The organism is Synechococcus sp. CBW1004, from assembly GCF_015840715.1.
In the GTDB taxonomy this organism is placed as follows: domain Bacteria; phylum Cyanobacteriota; class Cyanobacteriia; order PCC-6307; family Cyanobiaceae; genus Cyanobium.
The window spans coordinates 3,564,677-3,578,899 of the sequence record NZ_CP060397.1 but is presented as its reverse complement, the minus strand read 5'-3'; the positions used below and the strand labels follow the sequence as shown (position 1 = coordinate 3,578,899).

Sequence of the window (14,223 nt, the reverse complement as noted above, 5' to 3'; positions counted from 1 at the left end):
CCAGGCGGCACGCGGGATCGGTGTCATGCCTGGCGGTCTGTCAGGTCGCAGGTGATCTGCACGGGCACCGAACGGACGTTCCAGATCCTGGCGGCGTAGTCCGCAATCGCGCGATCCGAGGAGAAGAAGCCGCAGCGCGCCGTGGTCAGGACGCTCATCCGCAGCCAGTCGGCCGGCCGGTTCCATGCCTGATCCACCGTCGTCTGCGCCTGCCGATAGGCATCAAAGTCTGCGATCACCGCATAGGGATCCGCAGACCTGAGACTGTGGAGCAGCGGGCGAAAAAGGTCGCGATCTCCGCGGCTGAACTCCCCGGCCTCCAGCCGCGACAGGGCCTCGCTGGCCAGCGGGATCCCCTCCAGCCACTGCCACGGGCGGTAGTGGGGCATCAGCTCCTGGATCTGGCCGACGTCATGGCCGAACAGAAAGAACTGATCCGGACCCACCCGATCACGGATTTCGATGTTGGCTCCATCCAGCGTCCCGATCGTGAGTGCGCCGTTCATCGCCAGCTTCATGTTCCCAGTACCGGAGGCCTCCAGACCCGCCGTCGAAATCTGCTCGGAAAGATCAGCAGCCGGATAGACCTTCTCACTCAACTTAACGTTGTAATCGGGTAGAAACACCACCTTGAGCAACCCCTCGCAGGCCGGGTCGTTATTGATCACCTCAGCCAGGCCATGGATCAGGCGGATGATCAGCTTGGCCATCAAGTAGCCAGGCGCAGCCTTGCCACCGAAGATCACCGTGCGCGGAGCCATGTCGGCGGTTTCACCCTGCCTGATGCGCAGATAACGGGCGATCAGCTGCAGGGCATTGAGATGTTGACGCTTGTATTCATGGATCCGCTTGACCTGGATGTCGAACAGGCTTTCTGGATCGACCGACAGATGAAAGATGGTGGCGATGTGCGCGGCAAGGTGCTTTTTGGCCTGCAGCCGGCTGAGGGCCCAGCGCTCCAGAAAGGCGGGATCTGCTGCACGATCCTCCAGGCGCTGCCACTGATCCGGCTGCACGCACCACTCGGGGCCGATCGCCTCCTGCAGCAGAGCATCGAGCGATGGGGTGGCCAGGGCCATCCAGCGACGCGGCGTGACACCGTTGGTGACGTTGGTGAACTTCTGCGGCCAGAGCGCCGCGAACTCCGGCATCAGACTGGTGCGCACCAGCTGGCTGTGGAGATCGGCCACACCATTCACATGATGAGAGGCAACCACGGCAAGGTTGGCCATGCGCACCGATCGCACCCCATCCTCATTAATGATCGAGAGCTTGCGCAGCCGATCCTGATCACCGGGATTGAGGCGGCGGATGGCCTGCAGAAAGCGATGATTGATCTCATAGATGATCTCCAGATGACGCGGCAGCAACGACGCGAACAGCCCCAGATCCCAGCACTCCAGCGCCTCCGGAAGCAGGGTGTGGTTCGTGTAGGCCACGGCCAGGCCGGTGATCGCCCAGGCCTCCTCCCATCCGAAGCGATGCTCATCGATGAGCAGCCGCATCAGCTCGGCCACCGCGATGGCGGGATGGGTGTCGTTCAGTTGGATAGCCCAATGCTCGGAAAACGCCTGCAGAGGAATGCACCGCTTGATCAGGTTGCGCAGCATGTCTTGAGGGAACAGCTGACGAAGAACGCCTGCTGCATCAAACGCAGGCGTCGCCCCGCCTCACTGCCGTCGTTGGGATAGAGAATCTTGGAGAGAGACTCGGACTGCACCTTCTGCTGCTCGGCGGCTTGGAAATCGCCGCTGTTGAAGGCATGAAGATCGAAGTTATCGATCGGCACGGCACGCCAGAGCCGCAGCCGCGCGCAGGAGTTGACCCTGTAGCCCGCGATGGGAACATCATGGGGAATTCCGAGCACCTGCTCGGCCGGAATCCAGCGCACATGCTCGCGGCCCTGGGGATCACGCCAGGGCTCACAATGGCCACCGAAGCCAACACGGCATTGCTTGTCGGGGAGCACCAGCTCCCAGGGCCAGCCGCCCTGCAGCCATTGATCACTGATCTCCACCTGCAGCCATCGTGGATGATCTGATCGAAGATGCCGAACTCGTAGCGAATTCCGTAGCCCGTCGCCGGGATTTCCAGACTGGCCAGCGACTCGACATAACAGGCGGCCAGACGCCCCAGGCCACCGTTGCCGAGCCCCGGCTCCTCCTCGATCGCCAGCAGCGGATCGAGACCAGGCAGATTGAAACTGCGCATCGCCTGTTCGGCCTCCTCGCGAATGCCCAGCATCAGCAGGTTGTTCCCCAGCTGGGGGCCGATCAGGAATTCAGCCGAGAGGTAGGCGACGGCCTTGAAGCGCTGCTGGCGCAGGGTCTCCTTGCTGGCCAGATGTCGGCTCATCAGCCGATCGCGCACTGCATGGCTGAGGCCATGTAGAGATCATGCGTGGTGGCGGAGCTGGCACTGCGGCCAAGTGTGAAGAACAAATGCTCCGTGACCCCGTCGCGCAGATCGGCAACGCTCAGCCCAGTGCGCTGTTGATCGCCGTAGCTGGTGGGGGATGGAATGTCCTGACCCGGCTGCAGGGAGACGGTCATGGTGAAACGAGCACTGCTGAATTCATGCTGCAAATGACCAGGTTAAGAACATATCCACCACCGCAGTCCCGGCGACACGCTCCGGCTCGCGGCGACACATCAGACCGATCGTCACGCTGGAACACGGCCCCAGCAACGCATGAACGGGACCAAGACGTCATCATGCAAGAAGTTGCAGCCACCGCAACGTTGAACGCCCGGCCATCTCGAGGCCCATGCCGATGATCTGGCGGTCACCTTCTCCGCCCCTTCGCTGCACGAACGGCTTCACGTTCACAAAGCCTGTGACAGGTTGATTCACCCACGTGGCCTTCCGAGATGGCCCGACAAGTGCATCTCCGCCGCAGCACCCGCCCTGCTCCCTGGTCGATCAGGCCCGTGGCCCGCCGCAGGCATGCTGGGGCTGAGGGGGCTGCTGGCCTTCCGCCTCAGGGACTGCCGACAGACGTCAGGCCGGATCTGAGTGAAGCTCCGACCCGAAGTCGGCATCGCGGTTCAGCAGGGCGCACACCTCGACGATCTGGGCAGCCCTGGTCTGACTGAGGTCGAGGATGCCGGAAAGGGCGATCAGGAACTCGCGCTCGAGTTCGGACACATCCCGATCGCAGTGGATCAGCTGACAGGCCAGGGCAAAGGCGGTTTCCTGATGCCCTGGCGAGAGAACGGGAGCGGCAGCAGCGATCAAGCCCTGCCAGGACTCCTCACGAAAGCGCTTCAACAGACGCGAGATCAACAGGCCGAACGCATAGGGCTCCATGGCGCGATAAGCCGAGCGACACAGAAGCTGTTCACGGATCACCCAGGCCTCATCCTTGCTGAAATGCTGATCGCAGCACACGGCGGCAAGCGGTATGGCGGCAAAGGCCTCAACGGCCGTCATCGATACAGTCATGGCTGAAGGGTGTTGGGTTGGAACGGGCCCGCACACAGGCCTGATCCACAGCAGGGCTGGCGGATCAACGGAACTCCGGTCGTTTCAGGCTCTCGAGACTGCGGCGCAGGGTCTGACTGACGCCCTGACCCACCGCCAGATCACCACCGAAGGCACTGCCGAGCACACGGCGGTAGAGCTTGGTCTCAGCGAGGCGATAGGTGCTGGAGGGCAGCGGAATCAGGCCCACCTTCTCACTGAGACGCAGGCCATTGCGCAGGGTCCATTTCAGGAAGCGACGACCAGTCTGGTTGCGCAGGAGAGCCTGATCATTGACATAGAGAAAGAGCGGCCGTGACAGCGGCAGATAGGTTTCATTCTGAACCGACCGCGCGGAAGGAGCGACAGGGCCCTTGGTTCCGACGACGGTGAGGGCACGCAACTTGTCGCGGTTGGTGGCGTAGTAGCTGTAGCCGAAATAGCCGATGGCATTGGGATCGGAAGCCACACATTTGACCAGCACCCCATCATCCTCACTACTGACCACATCCTGGCGGGCATTATCCACAGCACCGCTGATCGCCTTGTTGAACAAGTCGTAGGTCCCGGAGTCGCGCCCAGGCGCACAGAGGCGCAGGGGACGATCCGGCCAGTCGATGTTCACCTGATTCCAGCGCATGATCCGCCCCTGGGCCTGGCGACCCCACAGGCGCGCCAACTCACGGGTCGTGATCAGGCGCGCCCAGGTGTTGCGGGGGTTGACCGCCACGGTGATGGCATCGAAGGCGATCGGCAGCTCGATGAACGCCACCCCCTTCGAGCGACAGGCCTTGAGCTCGGCGCTGTTGATCGGCCGGGAGGCACCCGCGATCAGCAGCTGGCCCTGACAGAAGCGCCGGAAGCCACCACTTGTCCCCTCCTCACTGAGCTGGATGGGGGTGCGGGCCTCAGCGGGATTCGCCCGCCGGAAGTCGCGGACCGCCTCGGCCAGGATCGGATGCACGGTGCTGGAGCCACCGAGACGGATCGCCGGGGCACTCTGCTGGGCGCTGCCGGCCGGGGCCAGGGCGAACACAACGCCGGCAACGACAACAGCTCTCGACGCGACACCCGACCGAGCCCGCTCCAGGATCGCAAGGGCCATGGGGATCTCCTTACCGAGCTGAATCTGCTTCAGATCGATGGCGGCGGGGGTTAAGAACAGGTGATCATGTAGCGCCCGATGCTCAGCGCGGTGTGGTCCAGTCCTCAAACCAACCGCGACGCGCCAGCAGCCACGCCTGCAGGAGGGCCACGATCAGCATGATCAGAACCACGAGGGCATAGCCGTAGCGCCAGCGCAGCTCGGGCATGTGCTCAAAGTTCATGCCGTAGATGCCGGCGATGAAGGTCAACGGCGCGAAGATGCTGGTGAGGATGGCCAGGGTTTTCATCACCTGGTTCATACGATTGCCGACACTCGCCGCATAGGCCTGCGTGATCGCATCGCACTGATGACGCAACAGTTCGGTGCTGTCAAACAGCAGTTCCACCAGTTCGCCCATGTCCTGGAAGCCGCTCAGGGCCTCCGGGCCCAGCAGCTGCTGGCGCTGCCGCAACAGGACCCGGATCTGATGGCGCAGCGGCCACACCTGGGAACGGATGGTGCGCAGGTTGCTGCGATGGCTGAAGGCGCGGCTGAGCTGCCCCGGCCTGGGATCCCGCAGGACAGCCTCCTCCAGATCATCCAGCCGGTTCGAGATGTGCTCCAGCATCGGGAAGAGGGCATCGAGCACTTCGTCCACCAGATAGTGGAGGATGTCATCGAGATCGTGATCATCACCGCAGCCCCTCTGCTGCGCCAGCCATTCGGTCAGCTGGGGGAAGGCCTCACCGGAGGGAGCCTCCTCAAAGGTGATCAGCCGGTGCGGCAACAGCAGAAATCCCACCTGGGCGCTGAGCAGATGCAGGGGATCCCTGGCAAAACCGAGGCGATGCAGCACCACCAGCAGCGCATCCCCCAGGCAATCGACCCGGGGACGCTGTGGCACCTCCAGCGTCGGTGGCAACAGCACCGGCGGCACCTCCAGAGGCTCGAGCATGGCGCGGATGCGGTCTCCATCGGAGAGCCCCATCACCCGCAGCCAGATCGGCTGTCCGGAGCCGACCAGACGCTGCACGCAGGCAGGGGTCTCGAGCTGCAGCAGCCTGGGCCCCTGGGGTTCGAACAGCACCGCACAGAAGCGGCTGGGCTGACGGCCGCCATGGACGAACAGCTGGCCGGGAAGATTCGCGGGCCGCTCCTCCAGCAGGCGCGAGCTCAGAGCACCAGGTGTCGATCGCAGCACGGTGGGGGAGCCGGCAGCCAATGATGCAGCAGCAAACCGGTGACGGCGATCCCGCCCTGCAACAGCAGACAGATCCCCACCTGCGGCAACCAGGGCTTCATCGGGCGCCTCCCCGGGATCGGTTGGTGCAGCGTGGCCAGTGAGGCGCGGGCCTGGCTGTGCTCCACAGCACGATCGTCCGTTCTTAGGTTGCTCTTAATCCGCTCTTCCTAGGGTTCCGCAAACGCATTCGCCGGGGTTGAGCATGCATCCCTCCGCCCCAGCCCCCGGTGACGGACCAGCTCCGGCTGGGAGTTACGGGCCGGAGGGCGTGCGATCGCCGATGCCGGCGCTCTCCAGCTACCGGGGACAGGACTGGACACCGCAACGCCTCGCCTTCCACCAGAACCTCGAAACCTTCGCCGAGCGGGTGGGGCTGATCGTGGCGCTGCAGAGCAACGGCAAACTGAGCCAGGAAGAGGCCTATGCCGAAATCCGCCGCACCTGGAATCAGCTCAAGGACAGCAAGTCATCGCTGCTGAATCACACCCCTCCCCTGCAACCCTGACGCGCGCGACATCACGCCGCTGCACCCGAACCATCCACGCAGCGGAGAGATCCGGGCCACGCTTCAGAGATCGCGGTAGCGCAGCTCCACCGCCCTGGGGACCTGTTCCAGCAGCCGGTTCTCCAGCTCCCTGACCCGCTGCTGCTGCTCCTCAGGGGTGAGCGGCAGGTGGTGGGGAAGCGGTGGACGCAACAGCAGACCCGCCAACCCGACGCCGCAGCCGGCCACCAGCAGGGCGACGGCCAGGCGGTCAGCGGTCCGCAGCCAGGGTCTGCCGGGCTCCATGGCCGGGGCCTGAAGGGAATTCCCTACAACCCTGGCACGGTTCCGCTTCAGGCCACCGCAGCGCCCGCCAGCCGCGCCACCAGCACCCGGGCCTGATGCGGCATGTAGGGCTTCCTGAGAAAGTAAGAGGGAGGTCAAGCTGTCAAAGAGCCGAGCCTGAGTGAGGCGGAGACTGGCCGTTCATGTGGGGCTGAGATGAGTGCTCACACACACGAATGGTGACCCCTTGCCTGGTTGATTGCAAAGGAGAACTTGCAGCCAGGACGCAAAAAGAACAAAAAGAAGCTCCAGCAGCTTCTCGAGGTTCATCACCAGAACATTCAGTGCAATGGTTGAACCCTGTGTCACAGCAAGCTTCTCACGTATCAGGCCCAGCCCAAAACGACGCTTGCCTTGGCCGATCTTGCCTTCAACGGCATTCCTTTGGCGCTGGTCATCGATGAACTGCTGCTTCTCGGCAGCCACCAATTCAGGATCGTTCTTCGGCCGTCCAAGTCGCGGGCCACTCAAACGGATTCCATGGCGCTGGCAGAAAGCACGGTTCGATCTTGTGCGGTAGATCTGGTCAGCACAAATCACCTTCGGATAGTGACCATGGCGACGCCGATAGGAAATCGCTTGACCCTTGAGGTCTTCTCCTTCGTTGTAGGGGGCATAACTCAGGCGATCGAGGAAGGTGAATCCCTCGCCGGTGACAGAGATTGAGATCTTGGCTCCGAACTCAACATTGCAACGAGCTTTCCCGCGGACAATCGGCCTGATATGTGCCTGGCAGAGGCTGACGATGCGATCTGGGATGCTTCTGCTGTCTGCGTGATAGAGAATGGTCTGCTGGCGGACCAGCTCACTGATCACCAGCAACTTCCGGTAGATATGCCGTCCGGCGGCCAGAAGGCAGCCACCACAAGCGATCAGGGCGTCAACGCTTGCCAGATTCCGCTTGAGGTGACCAAGCTGCTGCTTGATCGCTTTGCGGATCTTGCTGATCCTTGGCTTCTTTTTTTTGGCCACTGCAAGAAACTGCTGCCTTGCCTGTTTGCGGTGCGTACGCGGCTTATGGCCAAAGCTTTCTCTGACCTTGGGATGCATTGCATCAATCAGGATCTCAGTTACCTCCCTCGCTTCATTGAGCAGTGATAGGTCTGTTGGATGACGGATATCTACAGGCGCACAGGTGGCATCGATCAAAAGTGAACCCTGATTCGGCTGCTTCTGCGAGCATGGTTGTGGCTGGTCTGCAGGACTGGTCGATCCACCACCACTGCCATTGTCATCGCCTGGGCCCTCGGTATCAGATGAGCGAATCACTTTCAGGCCATGACGCACAATCCGTTCGTTGCAGTCATTCACAACGGCTTCCGGTAGGCGCTTGCGGAAATAGACCATCATTGATGGATCAAACGGCGCCGAATACTGGAATACTTCCAGGCCGATGAAGAACTGCAGGTATGGATTTTCTTTGATCTGCTCGACCAGTTCTTCATCCGTGAGCCCGAGACGGGCCTTGATGATCAAAGCACCCAGTGCCATGCGAAAGGGTTTTGCCGGTGCTCCAAAGCCCTTGCAGAATTGCGCCGCGTAGTCGTCCTCCAGTTCATCCCACGGAATCAGCTCAGCCAGCTTGATCCAGCGATTGTCACCAGAGAGTTTGCCGCCGAAAGGCAGAAAGAAGTCTTCGAACGAGAGCTGATGACGATGCTCGCGCCGATACATGTGGAAAACTCCGGGCCGCTTTTGGGCACAAATCGGCCCATTTGCGCACATTTTACCGTCAAAAAGAGCTGAGATCCATTGTGCTGCAGCGGATCTGGCCTTATTCAGGAAGCCCCATGTAGCCGATCGCCTCGAGAGCCTCCTGAAAGCAGACGACGAATTCAGCGATCAGCTCCAGCGGTGCGATCGCGATCGCCTCGAGGTCGGCCTGCAGGGCCTGCAGCAGCGACAGGGCCGCCGGCACCGCCTGCCTGCAGCAGCGCTCCAGCGGCTCGCGCACTGCCTCCAGGCGCTGGCGCAGCCACTGCTCGCCATAGCCCAGATGCTCATCTTCGTCCTGCAGCACCGCCGCGGTGATCGGCGCGGCATAGGGATCAGCGACCGGCAGGTAGCAGCGGTAGGCCGCCACCGCGAAGCACTCGATGATCAGGCACTGCAGCGTCAGACAGCCCACCACATCGCCTTCGGATTCACAGGCGTCGAACTGCTGCTGCAGCGGTGCCAGCAGGCGGCGGGCCAGGGCCAGATCAGGCGTCACCCCCAGGTGGCGGCCGCAGCCGACGAAGCCGGCTGCGTGGCGGCCCTCCATCGCCCCCAGACGCCGCAGTTCCTCCCGGTCCTGGGGCAGCAGAGCGGCGAGGCGGCGGAAGTGGCGATCGGCCATCGCCTCGCCGACGATCACCAGGGCATTGATGCGGCTGAAGGCATCCCCGTAGCTGGCACTGCCGTAATCCGGACGCGACGCCACGGGCGTCGGCGCAGCGGATGCCGGGGCAAAGGGAGCGGCGCTCATGCCACACCTCCGGCGGTGGTCTGGCTGGAGTCGACCATCGGCTGGCAGAACTGGCGGATCAACAGACCGGCGAAGCGCAGGCGCAGGCCCAGACGCTGCAGCGGCCCGCCGCTCGTGCCGGCATCCTTGATCTGCTGGTAGGTGGCGACCAGGCGATCGCGCAGGTTCAGATAGTCGCTGTTCTCCAGATCGAACACCCGCGGGAAGGCGCGACGGGCGGTGCGGTTGGTCTGGCGCATCACCTCGGCGTCGAAGGCGGGGGCGTCGATGCCGAGAATTCCATAGAACTCATCGCGCTCGCACACTGTGAGGCTGTGGGTGAGAAAGACGCTCCAGAGGAAGAAGCGGCTCAACAGGCGGCCGCGCAGACCCTGCCGGAGCTGAGGCCAGCAGCGGATGAGCATGTTGAAGATATCGCCGTGGCGGTTCTCGTCCTGACACCAGGGCTCAAAGAACGCGAACAACGGCGCGAAGGCGTGCTCGGGATGGGCCTTGAGATGGCGGTCGATCAGGATGTATCGCCAGTAGCCGATCTTCTCGGACAGATACACCGAATACAGCACCCAGCTGAGCGGGAACCAGGTGATCGGCCGCTTGCCGCTCAGGGAGGGAAGATCGATCTCGATGCCCTCCGCCACCAGGGCCCGGTTGAGGAAACCGGCATGGCGGGCCTCATCGCGCGCCATCAGGTTGAACAGGCGGCTGAGCTCGGGGCGCCGGGCCTGCTGCAGACGGCGCGACAGCTCCTTGAACAGCAGGAAGCCGGAGAATTCCGACACGCAGGAGCGCACCAGATAGCTCTCGTAGGCCGCCTTTTCCTCGGGCGTCAGGTCCGCCAGCCGCGCCAGCGGCGCCCGCCGGTCAAAGTGCTCGCGGTTGTAGTCGGCCTCCATCTCGCCAAGCATTGCCTCGAAGGCCTGGCGCTGCCCCTCCAGGTCGGTTCGGGCCGCCTTGGCGATCTGCGTGGTGTAGAAGCGCGGCGTGAGCAGGTCCTCGCGCAGGTGAGGAGCGGCGGTGGTGGCGGTGGTCATCGGGTTGTTGTCATCGGATGGCTGCCATCGGGTTGTCGCGACCGACCAGCCGCGATTCGGTACCCGCGATTGGGCGGCCACCGGCCCTGCTGGCAATGCAACGGCATAACGCTACCATGTTATCAGTGATCCAGGATCTCTGCTGATACGATGTCCTGATGCCAGCCGGTCCACGGACCACCTGTTCACCGCGTTTTCCTTCTCTGCTGCGCGCCATGTCCGCCGTCCCGCCCTCCGCTCTGCCCAGCGGTCTGCCCACTGAGGCCCTGGCCGAGTACTTCAAGGTGTTCTCCGAACCCAACCGTCTGGCGGTGCTGGAGGCCCTGCGCGAGGGTTCGCTCAACGTCACCGCCGTGGTGGAGAAGACAGGCCTCAGTCAGGCGCTGGTCTCCAAGCACCTCAAGCTGCTGACCATCGCCGGCGTGGTGCGGCGCCGTCCGGAGGGGAGCCTCGTCTATTACGAGGTGATCGATGCGCAGGTGTTCCGGCTGCTGGCCCAGGCCGAGGCGCTGCTGCTCGATGCCCGCCGCCAGCAGCTCGATGCCCTGGCGGCGATCCTCTGACCACGCTGCCGCGCCGAAGCCATGCATCCTGAGCCGAGGCCTCCCCAGGAGGACGGGAGGCCGGCCGATCTGGAGGCCCTGCGCCAGGCGCTCGCCGCGGGCCGGCTCCGCTTCGAGGGGCTGAAGCTCGGCGATCTCGATGGGGTCGATCTGGACCTGAACGACTGCGACCTGCGCGGCAGCTGCTTCCAGGAGGCCCGCTTCGGCCGCGCTCACTTCCGCCGGGCGAACCTGGAACGGTGCAGCTTCCAGCGCTCCCTCCTGTGGGGGGCGGATCTGTCGGAGGTGCGCGCCTCTGGCTCCGGCTGGCAGGAGGCCGACCTGAGCGGTTCGCGGCTGCAGGGGGCCGACTTCAGCGCGGCCCTGCTGCACCGCGCCTGTCTGCGGGGGGTGGTGGCGGCCGGCAGCCTCTGGCGGAGCGCACGCCTGGTGGAGGCCGATTTCCGCAGCGGCCTCGATCAGCTCACCGATCTGGGCGGCGCCGACCTCCAGGGTGCCGACCTGAGCTTCGCCCAGCTGCAGGGAGCCCTGCTCCGGGGTGCCGATCTGCGCGAAGCGACGCTGTACGGAGCCGATCTGCGCGGCTGCGATCTCAGCCAGGCCGACCTGCGCGGCTGCGATCTGCGCGACTGCAACCTGGACGGCGCCCAGCTGGAGACCACCCGGCTGGAGGGGAGCCGCCGCGATCCCTGCCTCTGAAGACGGCACCAGGCAGGCATCGGAGCCGCGTCACAGGACACCACCGGGGGCCGTCCCGGCGGATGGCAAGCGGCACTGTGGAGCTGACCGGGCAGAGCTGCACGCCAGCGGCCAGCGCATCCGCCCGGTGGCTGTCACCCTGATCGTGCGGGCCAGGATCCGCCGCTGCCTGCCGCCTTCCCACCCCATGACCGCCCCCCTGCCCCTCCACACCGACGCCCCGCTGCTGGCCCAGCTGGGCCGGCTCGGGGAACTGTTCGATCTGCTGGGGGGCGTGGCGATCCTGGGGGGAGCCGTGCTGACGCTGCAGCGGGCGCTGTTCACCCTGCGGCGTCAGGGTGGCGAGGCGGCATACACCATCGCGCGCCAGACCTTCGGCCGGGGCTTGCTGCTGGGGCTGGAGATCCTGATCGCCGCCGACCTGCTGCGCAGCGTCTCGCTCAATCTGACCCTCAGCAGCATCACGACCCTGGGCCTGCTGGTGATCGTGCGCAGCATCCTCAGCTTCTCGGTGCAGATCGAGCTGGAGGGAGAGCTGCCCTGGCGGCTGGCAAGCAGCCGAAACACCGCGCGGGAGTGACTCAACAGCGCCAGTCGAGACCGGGCACCCCAGGCAGGATCGCCGGGGTGGAAGCCCGGTAGGCGGCGTAGCCGGGATGGATCTCCAGGAGCCTCTGCTCCTCCCGGTGGGCTTTGCTGGCGAGCACCCACGCCAGGGCCAGCAGCAGGCCCAGGTGCAGCAGGCTGCCCAGGGCGAGCGTGACCCCGAAGGAGCAGACCAGAACCGCCTGATACAGCGGGTGGCGGCTGCGGGCGTAGGCGCCGCCGGTGACCAGCTCCGCCCCCGGCATCGGTTCGGGCAGGGGCGTCAGATTGGGCCCGAGGTTGAAGAAGGCCTGGGCCGCCAGCAGCAGGCCCAGCGCCAGGGTGGCCCACCCCAGCAGCGCCAGGAGCGGCGGCCAGACCAGGCCGAGCGAGGCCGGTGGCGGCGTGGCCGGCAGCAGGTGGGCGGCGATCAGCAGCACCTGGGCGATCAGCCACCATTCGCCGCGGCGGTTGTCGCGCAGGCCCTGCCAGCTGAAGCCCCAGCGCAGCAGCAGCTGCTGCGGGCCCGCTGGCGGCGCCGACGGCTCGGCCCCAGGGGACGCCGGCTGGCGTGGTTCGTTCATGGCTCCCGTCTCCACAGCCCCAGCCATTCATCCTGGCGGGCGTCGACGGAGCCACGGGCCGGCTCCCACAACTCAGGCAGGAAACCGGCGCCGCGCAGGTGCTGCTCCAGGGCGGCCGGATCGCTGCCCCAGGGGGGCCCGCCCGGCCGCGGATGGCACCAGAACAGCGCCAGCAGCCAGCCGCCGGGCACCAGCAGCTGGTGCATCCGGGCGAGATAGGCCGGGCGCAGGGCTGGATCGATGGCGCAGAAACAGGTGTGCTCCACCACTCCCTCGAGGGAAGCCGGCCCCAGCCCTGCAGCCGTCAGGGCCTGGGCATCGAACAGATCGGCCTGCAGCCACTGCAGAGCGGGCCGCTCGGGACCATGCAACCGGCGAGCCTCCGCCAAAGCCTCGCCGCTGAAGTCGAGGCCCAACACCTCGAAACCCAGCTCCGCCAGCAGCGCCACCTCATGGCCGCGACCGCAACCGGGCACCAGCACCCGAGCCGGAGGCCTGGGCGAGCGGGGATCACTGCGCAGAAAGACCTCCAGGGGCGGGGCCGGGCGGCCCAGCTCCCAGCCATCGCTGCCCTCGCGGTAGCGCTGATCCCAGGCGGCGGAGACGGATGACATCGAGGCCCCTGCCTCGGCATCAGCCGAAGGGACAACGGAAGAGGACCCCATGAAGGAATGTGGTGGGAAAAGCGTGAATGTTTTTTAAAGCATAGGAACAAGCCAGGCAGCGCAGTGATCCGGCGCGGTCTGCGATCGGTGCCGGGGATGGGCGCCAGGCCGGTGGGGGCCCGCGACAGCAGAGACCGGAACCACTGCCCCGAACCCGCCATGCCGCCACGATGGCCCGAGAGATCCCCTGCCCCCTCCGCCCATGGATCTGAGCCAGCTGCGCCAGGAGTACCGCCAGGCGGGGTTGCGCCGCCGCGATCTGCTGGCCGATCCGGTCGAGCAGTTCCGGCTGTGGTTTCAGCAGGCCCAGGCGGCCGAGCTGCTGGAGCCGAACGCCATGGTGCTCGGCACCACCGATGGCCAGCGCCCCAGCAGCCGCACGGTGCTGCTCAAGGCCTTCGATCCGCGCGGCTTCGTGTTCTTCACCAATTACGGCAGCCGCAAGGCCAGCGAGATCGCCGCCCAGCCACAGGTGAGCCTGCTGTTTCCCTGGTACGGGCTGGCGCGGCAGGTGGCGATTCTGGGGCCGGCGGCGCGGATCTCCGCGGCCGAATCGCTGGCCTACTTCGCCTCCCGGCCGTTCGGCAGCCAGCTGGGCGCCTGGGTGTCGCAGCAGAGCCAGGTGATCAGCTCCCGCAGCCTGCTCGAGCAGAAATGGCAGGAGTTGCAACAGCGCTTCCGCGAGGGCGGCGTGCCGTTGCCCACCGGCTGGGGCGGCTACCGGGTGGAGCCCCTCGAATTCGAGTTCTGGCAGGGGGGCGAGAACCGCCTGCACGATCGCTTCCGCTACCGGCGCGAGGAGCAGGGCGATGGCGGCTGGCTGATCGAGCGGCTGGCGCCCTGAGAGATCCGCGCGCGGCCCGCGGCGGACGCCAGCTCGGCAGATGGGCGGACCGGGACCCGGCCCTCACCCGGAACCGCCGAGGGCCAACAGGCCAGAGACATGCGCCTATGTTCATAGCGTCAAGTCGTGTGACCTGGTGCATCGGCCGCAGTCCGCGCCCGTCG

General features: G+C 65.3%; 14 protein-coding genes and 1 pseudogene. 5 read left to right on the top strand and 10 right to left on the bottom strand.

Translation table 11 applies throughout. The annotated features are described in order from the left end of the window. Positions 1 to 23 precede the first annotated feature (23 nt). The 4 genes and pseudogenes from H8F25_RS17010 to H8F25_RS16995 all read right to left on the bottom strand — a co-directional run bounded on the left by H8F25_RS17010 (position 24) and on the right by H8F25_RS16995 (position 5,771). Positions 24 to 2,552, bottom strand: a pseudogene (locus H8F25_RS17010) (glycogen/starch/alpha-glucan phosphorylase). Between the two features lie 448 nt (positions 2,553 to 3,000). Further along, positions 3,001 to 3,432, bottom strand: a complete 432-nt coding sequence (locus tag H8F25_RS17005; RefSeq protein ID WP_197211424.1) for a tellurite resistance TerB family protein — start codon at positions 3,430 to 3,432, stop codon at positions 3,001 to 3,003. A gap of 76 nt (positions 3,433 to 3,508) precedes the next feature. After that, complete coding sequence (locus H8F25_RS17000) at positions 3,509 to 4,567, bottom strand: PstS family phosphate ABC transporter substrate-binding protein (protein ID WP_197211423.1); 1,059 nt, start codon at positions 4,565 to 4,567, stop codon at positions 3,509 to 3,511. Positions 4,568 to 4,649: 82 nt separating this feature from the next. After that, a complete protein-coding gene (locus H8F25_RS16995; protein ID WP_197211422.1) occupies positions 4,650 to 5,771 on the bottom strand; it encodes a magnesium and cobalt transport protein CorA in 1,122 nt (373 codons plus the stop codon). A 301-nt stretch (positions 5,772 to 6,072) separates the two neighbouring features. On the opposite strand from H8F25_RS16995, the gene H8F25_RS16990 reads away from it, so the two are divergent. Continuing rightward, positions 6,073 to 6,297 (top strand): hypothetical protein, encoded by a 225-nt coding sequence (locus H8F25_RS16990; protein WP_197211421.1) that lies wholly within the window; start codon positions 6,073 to 6,075, stop codon positions 6,295 to 6,297. 63 nt (positions 6,298 to 6,360) lie between these two features. Here the strand turns inward: H8F25_RS16990 and H8F25_RS16985 are convergent, their stop codons facing one another. The 4 genes from H8F25_RS16985 to acsF form a co-directional block, all read right to left on the bottom strand. Further along, positions 6,361 to 6,582 carry a hypothetical protein gene (locus H8F25_RS16985; RefSeq protein ID WP_197211420.1) on the bottom strand — a complete coding sequence of 74 codons (222 nt, stop codon included), beginning with the start codon at positions 6,580 to 6,582 and terminating at the stop codon, positions 6,361 to 6,363. A 180-nt stretch (positions 6,583 to 6,762) separates the two neighbouring features. Further along, positions 6,763 to 8,295, bottom strand: coding sequence for an IS5 family transposase (locus H8F25_RS16980; protein ID WP_231596938.1), 1,533 nt, complete (start codon positions 8,293 to 8,295; stop codon positions 6,763 to 6,765). A gap of 100 nt (positions 8,296 to 8,395) precedes the next feature. Beyond that, positions 8,396 to 9,043: a long-chain fatty aldehyde decarbonylase gene (locus H8F25_RS16975; protein ID WP_231596937.1), complete on the bottom strand. Its 648-nt coding sequence runs from the start codon at positions 9,041 to 9,043 to the stop codon at positions 8,396 to 8,398. 41 nt (positions 9,044 to 9,084) lie between these two features. Further along, positions 9,085 to 10,119, bottom strand: coding sequence for a magnesium-protoporphyrin IX monomethyl ester (oxidative) cyclase (gene acsF, locus H8F25_RS16970; RefSeq protein WP_197211418.1), 1,035 nt, complete (start codon positions 10,117 to 10,119; stop codon positions 9,085 to 9,087). A gap of 215 nt (positions 10,120 to 10,334) precedes the next feature. On the opposite strand from acsF, the gene H8F25_RS16965 reads away from it, so the two are divergent. The 3 genes from H8F25_RS16965 to H8F25_RS16955 all read left to right on the top strand — a co-directional run bounded on the left by H8F25_RS16965 (position 10,335) and on the right by H8F25_RS16955 (position 11,961). Further along, positions 10,335 to 10,682, top strand: coding sequence for a helix-turn-helix transcriptional regulator (locus H8F25_RS16965; protein WP_197211417.1), 348 nt, complete (start codon positions 10,335 to 10,337; stop codon positions 10,680 to 10,682). A 21-nt stretch (positions 10,683 to 10,703) separates the two neighbouring features. Further along, complete coding sequence (locus tag H8F25_RS16960) at positions 10,704 to 11,381, top strand: pentapeptide repeat-containing protein (protein WP_197211416.1); 678 nt, start codon at positions 10,704 to 10,706, stop codon at positions 11,379 to 11,381. 187 nt (positions 11,382 to 11,568) lie between these two features. Next, positions 11,569 to 11,961, top strand: a complete 393-nt coding sequence (locus H8F25_RS16955; RefSeq protein ID WP_197211415.1) for a DUF1622 domain-containing protein — start codon at positions 11,569 to 11,571, stop codon at positions 11,959 to 11,961. A 1-nt stretch (position 11,962) separates the two neighbouring features. On the opposite strand, the gene H8F25_RS16950 is transcribed toward H8F25_RS16955, so the two are convergent. After that, positions 11,963 to 12,550: an isoprenylcysteine carboxylmethyltransferase family protein gene (locus H8F25_RS16950; protein WP_197211414.1), complete on the bottom strand. Its 588-nt coding sequence runs from the start codon at positions 12,548 to 12,550 to the stop codon at positions 11,963 to 11,965. Continuing rightward, a complete protein-coding gene (locus H8F25_RS16945) occupies positions 12,547 to 13,164 on the bottom strand; it encodes a methyltransferase domain-containing protein (protein WP_197211413.1) in 618 nt (205 codons plus the stop codon). Before H8F25_RS16945 ends, H8F25_RS16950 begins: the two co-directional genes overlap by 4 nt. Before the next feature lie 253 nt (positions 13,165 to 13,417). Here H8F25_RS16945 and pdxH point away from each other — a divergent pair, with 253 nt between their 5' ends. Continuing rightward, positions 13,418 to 14,059 (top strand): pyridoxamine 5'-phosphate oxidase, encoded by a 642-nt coding sequence (gene pdxH, locus H8F25_RS16940; RefSeq protein WP_197211412.1) that lies wholly within the window; start codon positions 13,418 to 13,420, stop codon positions 14,057 to 14,059. Positions 14,060 to 14,223: the final 164 nt, after the last annotated feature.